14 protein-coding genes are annotated in these 14,521 nt (G+C 67.6%); 8 read left to right on the top strand and 6 right to left on the bottom strand.

Annotated features, from left to right (window positions below; all coding sequences use genetic code 11):
* The first annotated feature begins 1 nt into the window (after position 1).
* The gene (locus tag ACFTS5_RS03160; protein WP_378626997.1) at positions 2-1,087 is read left to right on the top strand and encodes a sensor histidine kinase; all 1,086 of its coding nucleotides are present in this window, start codon (positions 2-4) and stop codon (positions 1,085-1,087) included.
* A gap of 19 nt (positions 1,088-1,106) precedes the next feature.
* Here ACFTS5_RS03160 and ACFTS5_RS03155 read toward each other — a convergent pair whose 3' ends face one another.
* Complete coding sequence (locus ACFTS5_RS03155; RefSeq protein WP_378626995.1) at positions 1,107-1,682, bottom strand: TetR/AcrR family transcriptional regulator; 576 nt, start codon at positions 1,680-1,682, stop codon at positions 1,107-1,109.
* A 99-nt stretch (positions 1,683-1,781) separates the two neighbouring features.
* On the opposite strand from ACFTS5_RS03155, the gene ACFTS5_RS03150 reads away from it, so the two are divergent.
* The 7 genes from ACFTS5_RS03150 (at position 1,782) to ACFTS5_RS03120 (ending at position 10,566) form a co-directional block, all read left to right on the top strand.
* Positions 1,782-2,747 carry a zinc-binding alcohol dehydrogenase family protein gene (locus tag ACFTS5_RS03150; RefSeq protein ID WP_378626994.1) on the top strand — a complete coding sequence of 322 codons (966 nt, stop codon included), beginning with the start codon at positions 1,782-1,784 and terminating at the stop codon, positions 2,745-2,747.
* Positions 2,748-2,841: 94 nt separating this feature from the next.
* Positions 2,842-3,513 (top strand): HD domain-containing protein, encoded by a 672-nt coding sequence (locus tag ACFTS5_RS03145; protein ID WP_378626993.1) that lies wholly within the window; start codon positions 2,842-2,844, stop codon positions 3,511-3,513.
* 247 nt (positions 3,514-3,760) lie between these two features.
* Positions 3,761-4,198 carry a VOC family protein gene (locus ACFTS5_RS03140; protein ID WP_378628308.1) on the top strand — a complete coding sequence of 146 codons (438 nt, stop codon included), beginning with the start codon at positions 3,761-3,763 and terminating at the stop codon, positions 4,196-4,198.
* Between the two features lie 63 nt (positions 4,199-4,261).
* Complete coding sequence (locus tag ACFTS5_RS03135) at positions 4,262-4,885, top strand: alpha-ketoglutarate-dependent dioxygenase AlkB (RefSeq protein ID WP_378626992.1); 624 nt, start codon at positions 4,262-4,264, stop codon at positions 4,883-4,885.
* 107 nt (positions 4,886-4,992) lie between these two features.
* Positions 4,993-6,966: a UvrD-helicase domain-containing protein gene (locus ACFTS5_RS03130; RefSeq protein ID WP_378626990.1), complete on the top strand. Its 1,974-nt coding sequence runs from the start codon at positions 4,993-4,995 to the stop codon at positions 6,964-6,966.
* Between the two features lie 51 nt (positions 6,967-7,017).
* Complete coding sequence (locus ACFTS5_RS03125) at positions 7,018-8,211, top strand: serpin family protein (RefSeq protein WP_378626988.1); 1,194 nt, start codon at positions 7,018-7,020, stop codon at positions 8,209-8,211.
* Between the two features lie 111 nt (positions 8,212-8,322).
* A complete protein-coding gene (locus tag ACFTS5_RS03120; RefSeq protein ID WP_378626987.1) occupies positions 8,323-10,566 on the top strand; it encodes an NERD domain-containing protein in 2,244 nt (747 codons plus the stop codon).
* 153 nt (positions 10,567-10,719) lie between these two features.
* Here ACFTS5_RS03120 and ACFTS5_RS03115 read toward each other — a convergent pair whose 3' ends face one another.
* The 5 genes from ACFTS5_RS03115 to ACFTS5_RS03095 all read right to left on the bottom strand — a co-directional run bounded on the left by ACFTS5_RS03115 (position 10,720) and on the right by ACFTS5_RS03095 (position 14,456).
* Positions 10,720-11,709, bottom strand: coding sequence for a hypothetical protein (locus ACFTS5_RS03115; protein ID WP_378626986.1), 990 nt, complete (start codon positions 11,707-11,709; stop codon positions 10,720-10,722).
* A 206-nt stretch (positions 11,710-11,915) separates the two neighbouring features.
* Complete coding sequence (locus ACFTS5_RS03110) at positions 11,916-12,182, bottom strand: YciI family protein (RefSeq protein WP_378626984.1); 267 nt, start codon at positions 12,180-12,182, stop codon at positions 11,916-11,918.
* Between the two features lie 3 nt (positions 12,183-12,185).
* Positions 12,186-12,704: a transcription antitermination factor NusB gene (gene nusB, locus ACFTS5_RS03105; protein WP_378626982.1), complete on the bottom strand. Its 519-nt coding sequence runs from the start codon at positions 12,702-12,704 to the stop codon at positions 12,186-12,188.
* A gap of 2 nt (positions 12,705-12,706) precedes the next feature.
* On the bottom strand, positions 12,707-13,270 hold the full coding sequence (gene efp, locus ACFTS5_RS03100; protein ID WP_067452307.1) for an elongation factor P: 564 nt from the start codon (positions 13,268-13,270) through the stop codon (positions 12,707-12,709).
* 64 nt (positions 13,271-13,334) lie between these two features.
* Positions 13,335-14,456, bottom strand: coding sequence for a M24 family metallopeptidase (locus ACFTS5_RS03095; protein WP_378626980.1), 1,122 nt, complete (start codon positions 14,454-14,456; stop codon positions 13,335-13,337).
* Positions 14,457-14,521: the final 65 nt, after the last annotated feature.

Raw genomic sequence — 14,521 nt, 5'->3', positions numbered from 1 at the left:
ATTGAGTGTTCGCCTCAAACTCACCCTCAGCTACGCCGGCTTCATCATGGTCGTGGGTTCGCTGCTCATCGCCGCCGTGGGTGTCTATTACCTGTGGTACCTGCCCGAGGGCTGGATCTACACCAGCAGCGGCGATTTCTGGATCGATCGCGGCATGCTGCTGCGCTCCTTCGCGCCGTTCGTGACCATCGTGATGGCATTCCTGCTGGCGATCGGCCTGGTGGGCGGATGGTTTCTCGCCGGTTGGATGCTCACCCCGCTGACCCGCATCACCGCCGCCACCCGGACGGCCGCGAATGGCTCACTCGCCCACCGAATCCGGCTGCCGGGCCGCAGCGACGAGTTCCGCGAACTCGCCGACGCCTTCGACGTGATGTTCGCCCGGCTGGAAGCACACGTCAACGAACAGCGCCGCTTCGCCGCCAACGCCTCCCACGAACTGCGCACGCCGCTGGCGATCACCCAGACCCTGCTCGACGTGGCCCGCGACGACCGCACCCACGACACCGGCGAACTGGTCGACCGCCTCCACGCCGTCAACTCCCGGGCGATCGACCTCACCGAGGCATTGCTGCTGCTCAGCCGCGCCGATCAGCGGTCTTTCACCCGGGAACACGTCGACCTTTCCCTGCTCGCGGAACAAGCCGCCGAAACGCTGCTCGCCCTCGCCGAAGAACATGGCGTGATCCTGGAGACCTCGGGCGAGGTGACCCCCACCATCGGCTCCCACGCCCTGCTGTTGCAGCTGACGACGAATCTCGTGCACAACGCGATCGTCCACAATCTGCCCGCAGGCGGCATCGTGTGGGTCACGACCGGACTGCGCCCCGAGACGGTGGTGCTCACCGTCGAGAACACGGGCCCGGTCCTGCACCCCATGGTGGTTTCCACACTGGTCGAGCCGTTTCAGCGCGGCACCGAACGCGTTCGCGCCGACCACGCGGGCATCGGCCTGGGCCTGGCGATCGTCAACAGCATCACCGCAGCACACGGTGGAACCCTCGCACTCGATCCGCGTCCGGCCGGCGGACTGCGCGTCACCGTGCAGCTTCCGCGTCGGCCACTACCGCCGGCAGCACGGCGGTGACGGCTCCGGCACGGGGCGTTCAGGAGGTGCGCAGCACCGAACGCACCAATTCCGCGACCGCCGCACGCAAACGGTCGACCTCGCCCGCCCTGGCCAGTTGCTGTGCGAGTTCCCCGCCGACCGTCGACAACAACAGCGCGCCCACGGTGTCGGCGTCGATATCGGGACGGACCTCGCGCAGGAGCGTGCCGATGTGCTGCGCCCAGAACGTGTGGAATTCGGCGCTGCGCGGATGTGGCGGCATCGCCTGATAGGCCGCGATCAGTTCCACGTCGTCGGTGACCATGCACGTCATCGCGTCGAAGAACGCGAGTAGCCGGTCGGTCGCCGGTGCGCCCGGTCCCAGTGGCGGTGGGCCGCTCGACACCGCCGCCATCAACGCGACGGCGCCCTCGGCGACGAGCTCGTAGAGCAGGCCCGCGCGGCTGCCGAACCGGTGGAAGATGGTGCCCTTTCCGACGCCCGCCGCCGCGGCCACCCGATCCATCGTCACCCCGGCCGCGCCGTGTTCGGCCAGCAGCGCGGCGGTGGCATCGAGGATCGCTCGACGGTTGCGCGCGGCGTCGGCGCGTTCGGTGGGACGTCGGTCGGTCATCGCACCCGCTTTCTCGGCACCCGCCGATCCGTTGACAAGTTGACCGACGGTCCATATCGTTCGAAATATCTGGACCGACAGTCAACTTATGGAGTTCTGATGCAGGCAATCGTAATGACCCGGACCGGCACACCCGACGTTCTGGTGGTGCGCGAGGTCGGCGACCCTCGCCCGGGCGACGGGCAGGTCGTCCTCCGGACCGAGGTGGTGCCGGTGCTCTACCCGGAGACCAAGGTTCGCGCTGGCGCGTTTCCATTTCCCGCACCGCTGCCCGAGGTCTTCGGGTTCCAGGCGGCGGGCACGGTGATCGATATCGGCGCGGGCGTCGATCGGGAATTGCTGGGCGCCCGGGTGGTCGCGTCGACCAGCGGGTTCGGCGCCTACGCCGAACTCGTTGTCGCCGACGCCGATTCGGTGACACCGATCCCTGCCGACCTGACCACCGAGCACGCTGCCGCGATCCTCATGCCGGGGTCGGTGGCACTGGCGCTGATGCGGACGGCGGGTGTCGCAGCGGGCGAGACCGTCCTGGTCGAAGCGACGGCCACCGGTGTCGGCAGCTGCCTCACTCAGCTGTGCGCCGCCGCGGGCGTGCGCGTCATCGGTACCGCGGGCGGGGAACAGAAGGCCCGGCTCGCGCGCGACAGCGGCGCGCACGAGGTGCTCGATCACACCGCGCCCGACTGGGCGGATCAGCTGGCCGATCTCCTCGCGGACGGCACGGTCGACGTCGTGTTCGATTCCATCGGGGGCGCATCGCTGACGCCGCTGCTCGACCTGATCACGCCACTGGGTGGCCGAATCCTCAGCTACGGCTGGCTCGACGGCGCACCCGCACAGCTGGGTGCCACCGAGCTGATCCTGCGCGGACTCACGCTCACCGGCTGCGCGGGCACCGCCTGGCTCGGCGAAGTCGCCCGGCAGCGATCGGCAGCACTCACGGCGACAGCACAGGGCCTGCTGACACCCGTGATCGACGCGATCCTCCCCCTCGCCGACGCCGCGCGGGCGCACCGAATGCTGGAGGACAGGACCGCTTTCGGCACCGTGCTGTTGCGGCCATGAACCTTCAGCCTCCTTGAAACTCAGCGTATGCTTCAACCAACCTGAAGGTTGATGGGCATCACGCAACCCGGGCACGCCGATAGGAGCAAACCTCATGTCACAGACCACATTCGGCATCGACTCGCTGGCACTACCGTCCACACCACTCGCGATCGACACCCACCGACTGATCAAGGAGGCCCTCGAAACATCGGTGTGCCATCACAGCATTCGCGGGTTCCTGTTCGGACGCGCCCACGCCGCCGAGCACGGCCTGCGGCCCGGCGCGGACTACGACGAGGAGCTCATGTACCTCATCTGCGCGCTGCACGACATCGGCCTGTCCGAACGTGCCGATGGCACACAGCGATTCGAGATCGACGGCGCGGATTTCGCGGCCGAGTTCCTCGAAGCGCAGGGCATCGACGATGAGCGCGTCGACATCATCTGGGACGCCATCGCCGCGCACACGACCGGTCTCAGCGACTCACCCGTGTACCGCCGTCGTCGACCCGCCGCCATCTGGATCGCGGTCACCGGCATCGGCCTCGACGTCGGCGGCGGCCCCGATGATCTGCCCCCGGGATTCGCGGACCTGGTCCACGCCTCCTATCCACGCCTCGGCGGTACACGGGCCCTCACCGACATCATCGAACGTCAGGCGGTCGGCGACCCGCGCAAGGCACCGCCGGGCTCGCTGCCGGGCGAGATCCTCCGGCTGCGTCATCCGGAATTGGTGCCGTACACGTGGGACACGGTTCTCGACACGAGCGGCTGGCAGGACTGAGCCCGCTGCCGGGATCGACACCTGGCGGCCGACAGTGCCCTCGGCGGACTCGGTCGACCGGGCTTCCGAGCCGTCGTGATGCTCTGTGCGAAAGATCTGACACTTCATGCGCCGGGGATGTCGAGAATGCTCGGGCGGCTCCGTCCCAGGGATACGAGAGCCGAACGGGCCTCGAGACGACGAGCGTCAGCGCGTCCGAAAATACGATCCGGCCAGAATGAGCCGCAACGAACCCGAGGAGAACATCATGACGGTCCACCGGATGGATCATGTCGGCATCGTGGTCGAAGATCTCGCGGCTGCTGTCGCGTTCTTCGTAGAACTGGGCCTGGAGCTGGAGGGCGAAGCGACAGTCGGGGGGCAATGGGCAGACGACCTGCTCGGATTGACGGGCGTCCGAGCCGACATGGCCGTCGTTCGGACACCCGACGGCCACAGCCGGGTCGAGCTCTCGACCTTCCGCTCGCCGACGACCACCCTGGCCGCACCGAACGCGCCGGTGAACATCCCCGGCATCCCACGCCTGACATTCGTCGTCGACGATGTCGAGAACGTCCTCGACCGCCTGCGCGCCCGCGGCGCCGAACTCGTGGGCACGGTCGCCCGCTACGAAGACATCTGCCGCTACGCCTACGTGCGCGGCCCCGACGGCGTCCTCATCGGGCTGGTCGAAGAACTCCGCTGAACGACACTCTCACCACGAGCCGTCTATCGAACATACATTCGAACACGTTGTAGACTGGCGCTCATGTCGCTGCCCCTGCAAGGTTCACTGTTCGACGGTGATGCGATTGCCCTGGGTTCCATCGAGGCGATCCGGCGCACCCCACTCGACGCGACCAGCTGGGTCGATGTGCTGCCAGGCTGGCTGAGCGGCGCGAGCCGGCTGTTCGATCGACTGGCCGAACGCGTCCCCTGGCACGCCGAACGCAGGCCGATGTACGACCGGGTCGTGGACGTGCCACGGCTGGTGTCGTTCTTCGGGGAGAACGACCCGCTCCCCGATCACATTCTGGTCGATGCGCGGGCGGCATTGACCGCGCATTACGCGGCGGAACTCGGTGAACCGTTCCGCACGGCCGGGCTGTGTTTCTACCGCGACGGACGCGACAGCGTCGCCTGGCACGGCGACACGATCGGCCGCGGCGCCACCCACGACACGATGGTCGCGATCGTCTCGGTCGGAGCGCCGCGCTCTCTGCTGCTACGCCCGCGCGGCGGTGGCGCGAGCGTACGGTTCACGGCCGGGCACGGGGATCTCCTGGTGATGGGCGGGGCATGTCAGCGCACCTGGGAACACGCGGTCCCCAAGACCGCACGCCCCGTCGGACCCCGCATCAGCATCCAGTTCCGCCCCCGCGGGGTCCGGTGACCCGACCACGTCCGTTGGACTGATTCGGTCGAAACACTTTCTGTTGCTTGGTAATTCACCGATACTCGAAAGAACGGAGTTTTACGGACCAAGCGGGGGTGGCCGAGATGACGTCCGGTAATGATGAGGAATTCCTGCGTCTGCGCGCGGAAGAGGCGCTCGCGCAGAGCGTCGTCGGGCTGACCGGGCGTTTGCGTGGCGTCTACACAGCGTTGCTGTTGGCGGGTAGACAGCGATGGCGGCTGTCGGTGTACCGGACCCAGCCCGCTCCGACTGGTCGGTGTGACGCGCTGCTCATCGGGCCCGGTGGAGTGTTCGCGCTCGCCGTGGTCGACGAGCTGCCGGACGACGACCAGGTGCGGCGGCTGCGCGCACAGGCCGAACAGCTGTTTGCCGGTGTGTCGATCGGACCGAATCGCCATGAGTTCGTCCGGGAGACAGTCGAGTTGGTGTTCGTTCTGCCGCCGGGCCGACGTGCCGGCGGCGATGGCCGGTTCGTGGTCGTCACCGACGCGACGGTGCGCACACTGATGGGCCGGCGATCGGTGATGCCCGCACGGTTGGCCGGCGACCTCGCCGAGCACACCGCCCAGCGCCATCGCGACTATCGTCCGATCGCCCGGCTCGCCCCCGCGCAGCCGCCCGCCGAGACAGACGGCCTGCTGGAGGTGGAAACGCTACATACCGACCACCTTGCCGGTGCGCTGGCCAAGCCGTTCCCGACCTGGCTGGCTTTCCTCGATCCCGCCCAGCTCGCGTTGGTAACCCGCAATCACAACGGTCCGGCACGGATCGTGGGTCCGGCGGGGTCGGGGAAAACAGTACTGGCGCTACACCGGATGGCACATCGTGCCCGCCGCAGCACCGGGCCGCTGCTGTTCACCACGTTGGTGAAGAACCTGCCGCCGTGCCAGGAGTCGGCGTTCGCGCGGTTGCTGCCCGATGCGGCCGGGCGGGCGGAGTTCACGAACCTGCACGCGTGGGCGCAGGCGTTCCTGACCGAGCGCGGGATTCCGATGAGAATGGAACTCAAGCGGGCCGACACAGCCTTCAACCTCGCGTGGGGGCGAGTCGGCAGGGCGGGCCCACTGGCGGAGATCTCGCCCGCGCTCCCCTACTGGCGCGAGGAAGTCGATCGGGTGATCAAGGGGCGTGGACTCGCCTGCGACGACGCCGGGTTCACCGCCTATGCCGAGGTGGATCGGCGTGGTCGCCGAGTGTCGTTGCGTACCGGTCAGCGCCGACACGTGTGGGAGCTGTACCAGGCCTATGAGGCGTACCGGACCGAGTGGGGATGCTTCGACGGAAACGATGTCATCACCGCAGCGCTCGACGAACTGCGCGCGCGTCCCCTCCGGCAGCCGTACGCGATGGTCGTCGTCGACGAAATGCAGGACATGACCGTGCAGAGCGTGCGGCTGGTTCACGCGCTGACCGGCGACGAACCCAACTCTCTGCTGTTCGTCGGCGACCGCCAGCAGCAGATCTACGCGGGCGGCTGGCGATTCGTCGATGCCGAAGTCAATATCGTCGGGCGCAGCGAGAAGCTCACCAAGAACTACCGCAACCGCCGGGAGGTCCTGCGACTCGCGGCGAGCCTGCCGGGCGCACGACCCGTCGAGGACCTCGATACCAGCGAACGGCAGAGCCTCGATCTCACCGACGCCGCCCTTCCCGACGGCTACGCCGGACGGCAGTACTGCGCGCAGGCCGAGCTGCACAGTCACATTCGTCGCCAGCTGGACAATATTGTCGCCCAGGGCATCTCGCTGTCGGACACCGCGATCATCACCATCACCAACGCCGAAGCGGAAGCCGTGCTCCGCCTATTGCGCCGCTGGGGAATCGCCGCGCAGGAGCTCGTCGAGTACCGCTGCGCCGACACCGACAGCGGCGTCAAGGTCGGCACGGTCTATCGCGCGAAGGGGTTGGATTTCCGCGCGGTGATCCATCCGTTCGTCGAGCCGGCGCCGCCGGGTACCGACGCCGAACGGGAGCGTCAGGATTTGATCATGCGCCAGCAGTTCGTCGCGGTCACGCGGGCCAGGGACTATGTCTGGCTGGGGATCGTCCGGGGCTGACGGAATTCGGCGACGTGGCGGATTGTCGGTGGCTGGTCGTAGGATCCGGGGATGGGGAGTTCACTTCTGCCGCATGTGCGGGCATCGAATGCGCTGACGGGGCGGTGGTGCGAAACATTCGGGAGCGGGGACGCGGTGGTGTCGGGGGCCGGATTGTGGCCACTACTCGCCGTGTTGGCGGGGGCTGCTTCCGGACAGGCGAGGGATGAGCTCGCCGCGGCGGTGGGGGTTCCGGCGGAGCAGGCCCATTCGGCGGGGCTGGACATGCTGAAATCGCTGGATACTTCGCGGGAGGTATCGACAGCGATCGGGGCGTGGGTTCGGCCGGGGCTGACCCTGCGCGAGGAGTGGGTTCGCAGTATGCCCGCCGGGACGGTCGGGGAGCTGGGCGATCCGGCAGCACTCGATGCGTGGGCGAACGAGCAGACCCGGGGGTTGATCAAGAAATTTCCGGTGCCGATCACCTCGGACACGGCGCTCGCGCTGGCGACCGCGCTGATGGCACGCACCCGCTGGGTGCAGGCGTTCGACGAGATCCTCTACACACCGGAAACCGGTCCGTGGCAAGGACATCGGGGACCCGGCCTGTACCGCACGAGCCATCCCGACGGCAGCGTGTCGGTACTCGACGACGAAGTGACCCGGGTGATCGTCACCGGCAAGGGCGAACTCGACGTGCACCTGCTGATCGGCGCGAATCCGCGGCACGGTCTGGCCATTGGCCTCGCAGCTCTGGACGGGACCGTCGACGTGCGGACAGATCTGCCTGTCGGCACGACGGCACCCTGCCTGTCGGTGAGTCGACGGGAGACCTTCGGCGGTGGCGACTCCGTGGTGCTGAAATTGCCACCGTTCGAAGTGGCGAACAAGCACGACCTCGCCTGCCATGCTGCGATGTTCGGCCTGTCCGCCTCGATGAACGTTCCCGGTTCCCATTTCGCCGGACTCACAGCGGATCCGCTGGCGCTGGATGCCGCGGGTCAGGACGTCATCGCACGCTTCGACGCCGAAGGCTTCGAAGCGGCTGCCGTCACGGCCGTGGCAATGCGCCTCGGCAGCATTCCGCAGAAGACATGGTCGACGATCACATCGGTGAACATCGACCGCCCCTTCGGATTCATCGCGGTAGACCGGCCGACCGGCCTCGTCTTGGTCGCAGGTCAGATCACGAAGCCGCCGGTGGAATGGGTTCGGCCGGTCGGTGCGGAACCGGCGGGCAGACGAAACCCGGGGCCGCCGTGGTGAGATCGGTAATCGACATTGCCGAAGCCGTTGCTCAGCAACAGGATTCGGTTTCGATACGGCTAGTGGAGGCCGTATCCTGGTAGCAGTCCGCAGTCAGGTGCACAGGGGGTCGTGGTGATCGTCGTTGTCGCGGACGAGAGCGAACTCGAAGGCGCGGAACAGATCGTCGGCGCGGCACTCCGTGACCAGGCGTTTCGGGCGGGTGGCGTCGCCGTGTTCCGCTGTCACGTACCGGAGAGCCGGGGCGGGTCGGTCGAGGTCGACGCGTTGGTGTGCACGCCGCAGAGCGTGACCATCGTGGAGGTGAAGGGATTCACCGCCCGCCAGGAAGGCACCCTCGCCACCCCACCGAACGGGCCGTGGACCATCGACGGCGAACCGGCCGCGCTCTATCACGCCGTCCGGGTGCCGAACCCGTTCGTCCAGGTGCGCCGACAGGTGTTCGCGGCCAAGAGCCTGCTGCAGCAATCCGGAATCTTCGGCTGGGTGAACGCGGTGATCGCGCTGGTCGCCCAGCCCGGCGCCGAGATCACCATCGAGGAAACCAGGATCGCCGACGGGTACCGCGCGGTGCTGATCGATCGCGACGACGCCGGCGCGCTGCACGACTATTTCCAGGCCGAGAGCGGGCGCACGGTCCGGCTCAGCATCGATGACGTCACCCGGGTATTCGGTGCGTTGAACCTGGGCCATCTGTTGCCTTCCCCCGATGAACTGACAGCACAGGGCTTTCCGGCTGCTCTCGACCCGGCGGCCACTTCCCGGCCCATCGCCCCGACCGCTGTGGAGCTCGGCTCCCCCTCGGGGGCAGCTGATTCCGGCACCGCACCGAGTTCCCCTGCGGCGTCGACCGGTTCGGCTCGCGCATCTACACCCGCATTTCTCGCCGCGATCGACAGACTCGCCCATCGTCCCCCTACGGCGGTTCGCCCCGAGGATCCGACGTCGGCCCGCGCTGAAGGCGAAACGGAATCCCCCTCTTCGAGTGACGGTTTCACCAGCGCGCAGGTCGACGAGTCCGACGACGCGGCGTTATCGGCCACAGCGATCGGACCACCCGACGAGCCGACAACCGACGCCGAACCCGCCGAACAGGTGACTGACGAGACTTCGCCCCCCGACAGTGCCGAACTGGACTCGTCCCGGGACGACACCCCTGAGCGTGAGCCAACCGCCGAGGGCACTGCTCCGGAGAGCGAAAGCGCCACACGCGCTGAGACTTTCGACGACGACACGATCGACCTGGACGAGCCCGCACCCGGCGAAGTAGCCGAATCATCGGACGGTCAGTCCGAAAGCACTGTCTCGCTGAGCAAATCCGTCGCCGGCAATGAATCGGGTGCGATCGACGATCCACCGACCATCGAACGCCACGAACCCACGCCCGGGGGCGAGGTGGCCCCTGCGGGCGCACCTGCTGGTGCCGACGAAAGCCCGACTGCCGAGTCGGTTCCCGCGGTCGGTACAGCGGCCGCGTTGGGCGCTGCTGCCATGGTCGGTGCCGCCGGGTCGACCCGCGAGGCCGAATCGCGGAGTACCCCTGCACAGGCGTACACCCCCGCCGTCGCACCGTCGTATCGTTCCCCGGAAACCCCAGCTCCCCAGCAACACCCGGAGCACTGGTCCGATTGGGTCGAACACGACCGAACGACGCGACAGCCGACCCTCTCGGACAGGTGGCGGTCGTGGCGGCGCGGGAACGGCCCATCACTGCGCGAGCGGTGGCACAACCGTCCCGTTCGGGAGCGGAGTACGCCCAGGCGGGGCCTGCGGGTCGGGCCCGGTGTCGCCTTGCTGCTGTTCATCGCGCTGTTCGGAGCCGGGTTCTTCGCGATCGCGGCAGTGCAGGCGAGCCGATTCGAGATGTCGGACTACGACCGGATGTGTGGCGAGGACAAGAAGCCGTTCCCGAACGCCGCGCCCTATGAGCGCGACGGCGCGCGCCCGATCTATCTGTCCGGTGACCTCACGACCATGGTCCACCCGGACGATCCGACCGCGTGGAACCCGGACGACCCGTCGACCGTGCAGCTCATCGCCTGCATGAAGCAGCTGGAACTGCGCGACCTCGTGCAGACCTGCCAGTACGGCCCCTCCCCCGGCGCACCGGTGGGGCGCACCGTCAACCTCTTCCGCGCCACCTACGAGATCGTCGTCTACGAACTCCACACCGGACGCGAGGTCGCCAAGGCCACCATGCTCGGCGAACGCTATTCCGACAACCCGGCCAACACCGACCAGGACCGCTGCCGGGCAGCCGCCGACGCCCCCGACTACCTCGGCCGCCGCCTCGGCCAACCCTCGACAGCCCAGCTCACCGGCTTCCTCGCCCCACTGGTCCACGCCCCCCGCTGAACCGCTTGACCTCGAGCGCACTCGAGGTAGCAGGATTCACCTCGTGCCCCGAGCACAACCCGACACCGCGCCTACCCAGCGACGGTCGCGCCTCCGCCGGTTTCCTCGTACACCCACCGGCGGAGGCCGTCGGACTCTTCCCGGGTGTCACCTCTACGGTGCCGCGGGGCCCGGTTCTGTGGTCGGCTGCTCGCTGGATGCCGACTCACCGGCAGGCTGCTCGCCGGTCGCGTGCTCATCGGTGCCGAGTTGCAGTGCGCGAGCGAGTTTCACCTGAGCTCGCCGCAGGTCCTGGCCCACGATCTGCAGGGTGTGCGGCTCCGCGAGGCCGCGCTCACGGATCAGTTCGGTCACGTTGTCCAGACGCAGCAATGAGGCATCGAGATAACCCTGCAGGACGGCGATCCGATCGGCGGGCACTGTCTGAACAGTCCTGCTCGCCAGCGATTCCAGATCGCGCTGCGCCTTGAGGGTGTCGGAGGTGAGCACCGCGAAGACGCCCCAGAGGTCGTCGACCGCCACACCCGCGATCTGAGCACGCAGCGACTCGTACGATTCGTTGCGGCGTGCCGAGGCTTCTCTGACGTCGCGCAGCGCATCGTTGAGGTGCGATTTCATCGCGTCCGGAATGCGATAGACCTGATTGACCTCGGCTGTTCCGATTCGCTCGGCGACCCGGCTCACAATCGCCAGCGCGTCGTCGATATCGGTGAGCGCCACACGCAGCAGAGGCGCGGTCGCGTGAAACCGTGGATCCATCGCCTGCAGATCGTAGAACTCGTTGATCCGCTTGCCCGCCACCGCGATGTCGCGGCTGAGCAGTGCGATGTTCTCGTGCAGCCCCATGGCGTGCAGTCGCTGACCGACTGCGATATCCAGTGCCGCAGCGACATTGGGGTCGCTCGGTTCGTGGATGTGGTGGACTGCCGACGCGATCCCCGAACGAGAGAACGCCTTGGTGAAGAAGATCGTGCTGATCGACAAGGACAGACCGAGCAGGAAATCCGGTTCCGCCTTGAAGACGTGGCCGATGTTCCCCCGTGCCGAAATCAAGCTGACGCCGATCATCACAAGACCCAGTGCGGCCCAGAGATATTGCGCCCTCGTCATGTGCCGGCTGCTCAGCGCCTGGTTGTCGCCCATCTTCTCCCCCACTGCAGCGGCCGTACGCAGCCGCGACTATCTCACTACGCATCCTCCTGCACGACACCGTGATTCGCACCCCCGATCACGAAACTGCCGCCCCGCGATCGTCGCGTCCCGCCCCGTCGGGTGGTGTGCGAGATCCGCGGCGGTAAGACGACAACAGCCGCACGTTCACTCGGAACGTGCGGCTGCGCGAACGGGATTCACGCCGAAACGGTGATTTCCCATTCGTGGATCGTCAGGTCCGAGGCGCCGGTGGTGTGCAGCGGGTCGGAGTGGGCGATTGTCGTTGCGGCGGTGAGACTTTCGGCCAGGATGACATAGGCGCCGCCGGTGCCGTCGGTGAAGCCGCCGCTTTCCTGGAGCTGACCCTCAGCGAGCAGTTCCTGCAGGAAGCTGCGGTGCGGTTCGATCACCGAGGCGTCGAACGCCGGGGTGCGTTCGGCCATCACGAGGTACTTGCGCGCCACGCCTCAGGACTCCGACTCGCCGCGCGCGGCCTTCGTGGCGGCCGTCGCGGCCGCGGCGGCGCGGACCTGCGGCGCCACCTGCACGACCTGGCCGAGCACGCCGTTCACGAACGACGGGGAGTCGTCGGTGGACAGTTCCTTGGCCAGCTCGACTGCCTCGTCGACCGCGACGACCGGGGGCACATCGGTGGCGTGGAACAGTTCCCACACCGCGATCCGCAGAATGGCCCGGTCGACCGCGGGCAGCCGCTGCAGGGTCCAGTCCTGGAGGTAGCCCTCGATGGTGCCGTCGACCCGGTCGAGATCGTCGGCGACGCCCTCGACGAGGGTGGTGGTGTAGGCGTGCACGGGGGCCACGCTCTGGTCGCGGGTCGCCAGCTCAGCGCGATCCGAGAGCAGCACGGAGACGTCGACATCGCGCGCCTCCGCTTCGAACAGCAGGTCCACGGCCCGGCGGCGCGCCTTGTGGCGCGCGCCGAGCTTCTTGAACGAGCCCTTCTTGTCTGCCGGGGAGTCGGTCACGATCAGCCGTTGACGCGGCCGAGGTAGCTGCCGTCGCGCGAGTCGATTTTCAGCTTGTCACCGGTGTTGATGAACAGCGGAACGGCAACCTCGGCGCCGGTCTCCAGGGTGGCGGGCTTGGTGCCGCCGGTGGAGCGGTCGCCCTGCAGGCCGATGTCGGTGTGCTGCACGACCAGCTCGATGGTGACGGGAAGCTCCACGAACAGCGGCGCGTCCTCGTGCACGGCGACCTGCACGCCCATGTTCTCCAGCAGGAAGCGGGCACCGTCACCGATGGTGGCCTCCGGGATGGAGATCTGGTCGTAGGTGTCACCGTCCATGAAGATGTAGTCGGTGCCGTCGTGGTACAGGTAGGTCATGTCGCGACGGTCGACGGTCGCGGTCTCGACCTTGACACCCGCGTTGAAGGTCTTGTCGACAACCTTGCCGGACACGACGTTCTTCAGCTTGGTCCGCACGAACGCGGGGCCTTTGCCCGGCTTCACGTGCTGGAATTCGATGATCTGCTGGAGCTGACCGTCGATCTTCAGCACAAGGCCGTTCTTGAAGTCGCTGGTGTCCGCCACTGTCCTCGGATCTCCTCGTTCGTATTACTGCGTACTGGGGGTTACTGCGTTCTGCGCGCCGACGTCAGTCGACGACGATCAAGTCCTTGCTGGTGCGGGTGAGCAGTTCCGGGCCCGCTTCGCGCACCACGAGCGTGTCCTCGATCCGGACCCCGCCGCGGCCGGGAAGGTATACACCAGGTTCGACGGTCACCGCCACACCAGCCAAAAGTGTACCGGTACTCGTTTTCGCCACTCCGGGTGCTTCATGGATCTGCAGCCCGACGCCGTGACCGAGACCGTGCACGAACTGCGGGCCGTACCCCGCTTCTTCGATGATCATCCGGGCCGCCGCGTCGACCTCGCTGGTCTGCGCGCCGGGTTTGAGCGCCTCGGTGCCCGCGCGTTGCGAGCGGGCGACCAGTTCGTAGATCTCCCGCTGCCAGTCGGCGGGGGGCCCCAGGACCAGGGTGCGGGTCATGTCGGAGTGGTAGCCGTTGACCACCGCGCCGAAATCGAACTTCACGAAGTCGCCGGTGGCCAGGACGGCGCCGGTCGGCCGGTGGTGCGGGATGGCCGAATGGGCGCCCGCGGCGACGATCGTCTCGAACGAGATCGCGTCGGCACCGTGCTCGAACATCGCCCATTCGAGGTCGCGGGCGACCTGCCTCTCGGTGCGGCCCGGACGCAGCAGGCCCCGCTCGAGCAGAGTGGCCAGCGCCTTGTCGGCTGCCGTGCACGCCGCGCCGAGCTGGTCGACCTCGTAGGGATCCTTGACCATGCGCAGCTGTTCGACCAGACCCGAGGTGGGGACGAGTTGCAGCCCGGTGCGCAGTTCCTGGAACGAGGTGTGCTGATCGACGGTCACCACGTGGCTCTCGAAGCCGACGCGACCGAGCTGCCATTCCCCGGTCAGCTCGAGAACGCGGCGCGCGGTGGCCCGGCAGATCTCGGCCTGCAGATCGGGGACCTGTTCGGCGACCTGAGCGGAGTACCGGCCGTCGGTACCGATGACGGTGCGGTCCTCGGCTCCGCGCATATCCCACGAATGCACCAGCACAACGGCATTGGATCCGGTGAAGCCGGTCAGGTACCGGATGTTGACCAGATCGGTCACCAGCAACGCGTCGACACCGTTTTCCACCAGCAGGCTCCGCAGGGCACCGCGCCGGGCCGCGTAATCGGGAGCCGTGTAGTCAGCACACATGGGTCAACGCTACCGCCCGACGGCCGACACGTCGGCACGCGATGCCCAGGATTTCGTGTCGGTGG

Source organism: Nocardia sp. NPDC056952 (genome assembly GCF_042674185.1).
Taxonomy (GTDB): Bacteria; Actinomycetota; Actinomycetes; order Mycobacteriales; family Mycobacteriaceae; genus Nocardia.
Note: the sequence above shows the minus strand (reverse complement) of the source record. Positions and strands in the feature narration are given on the sequence as shown.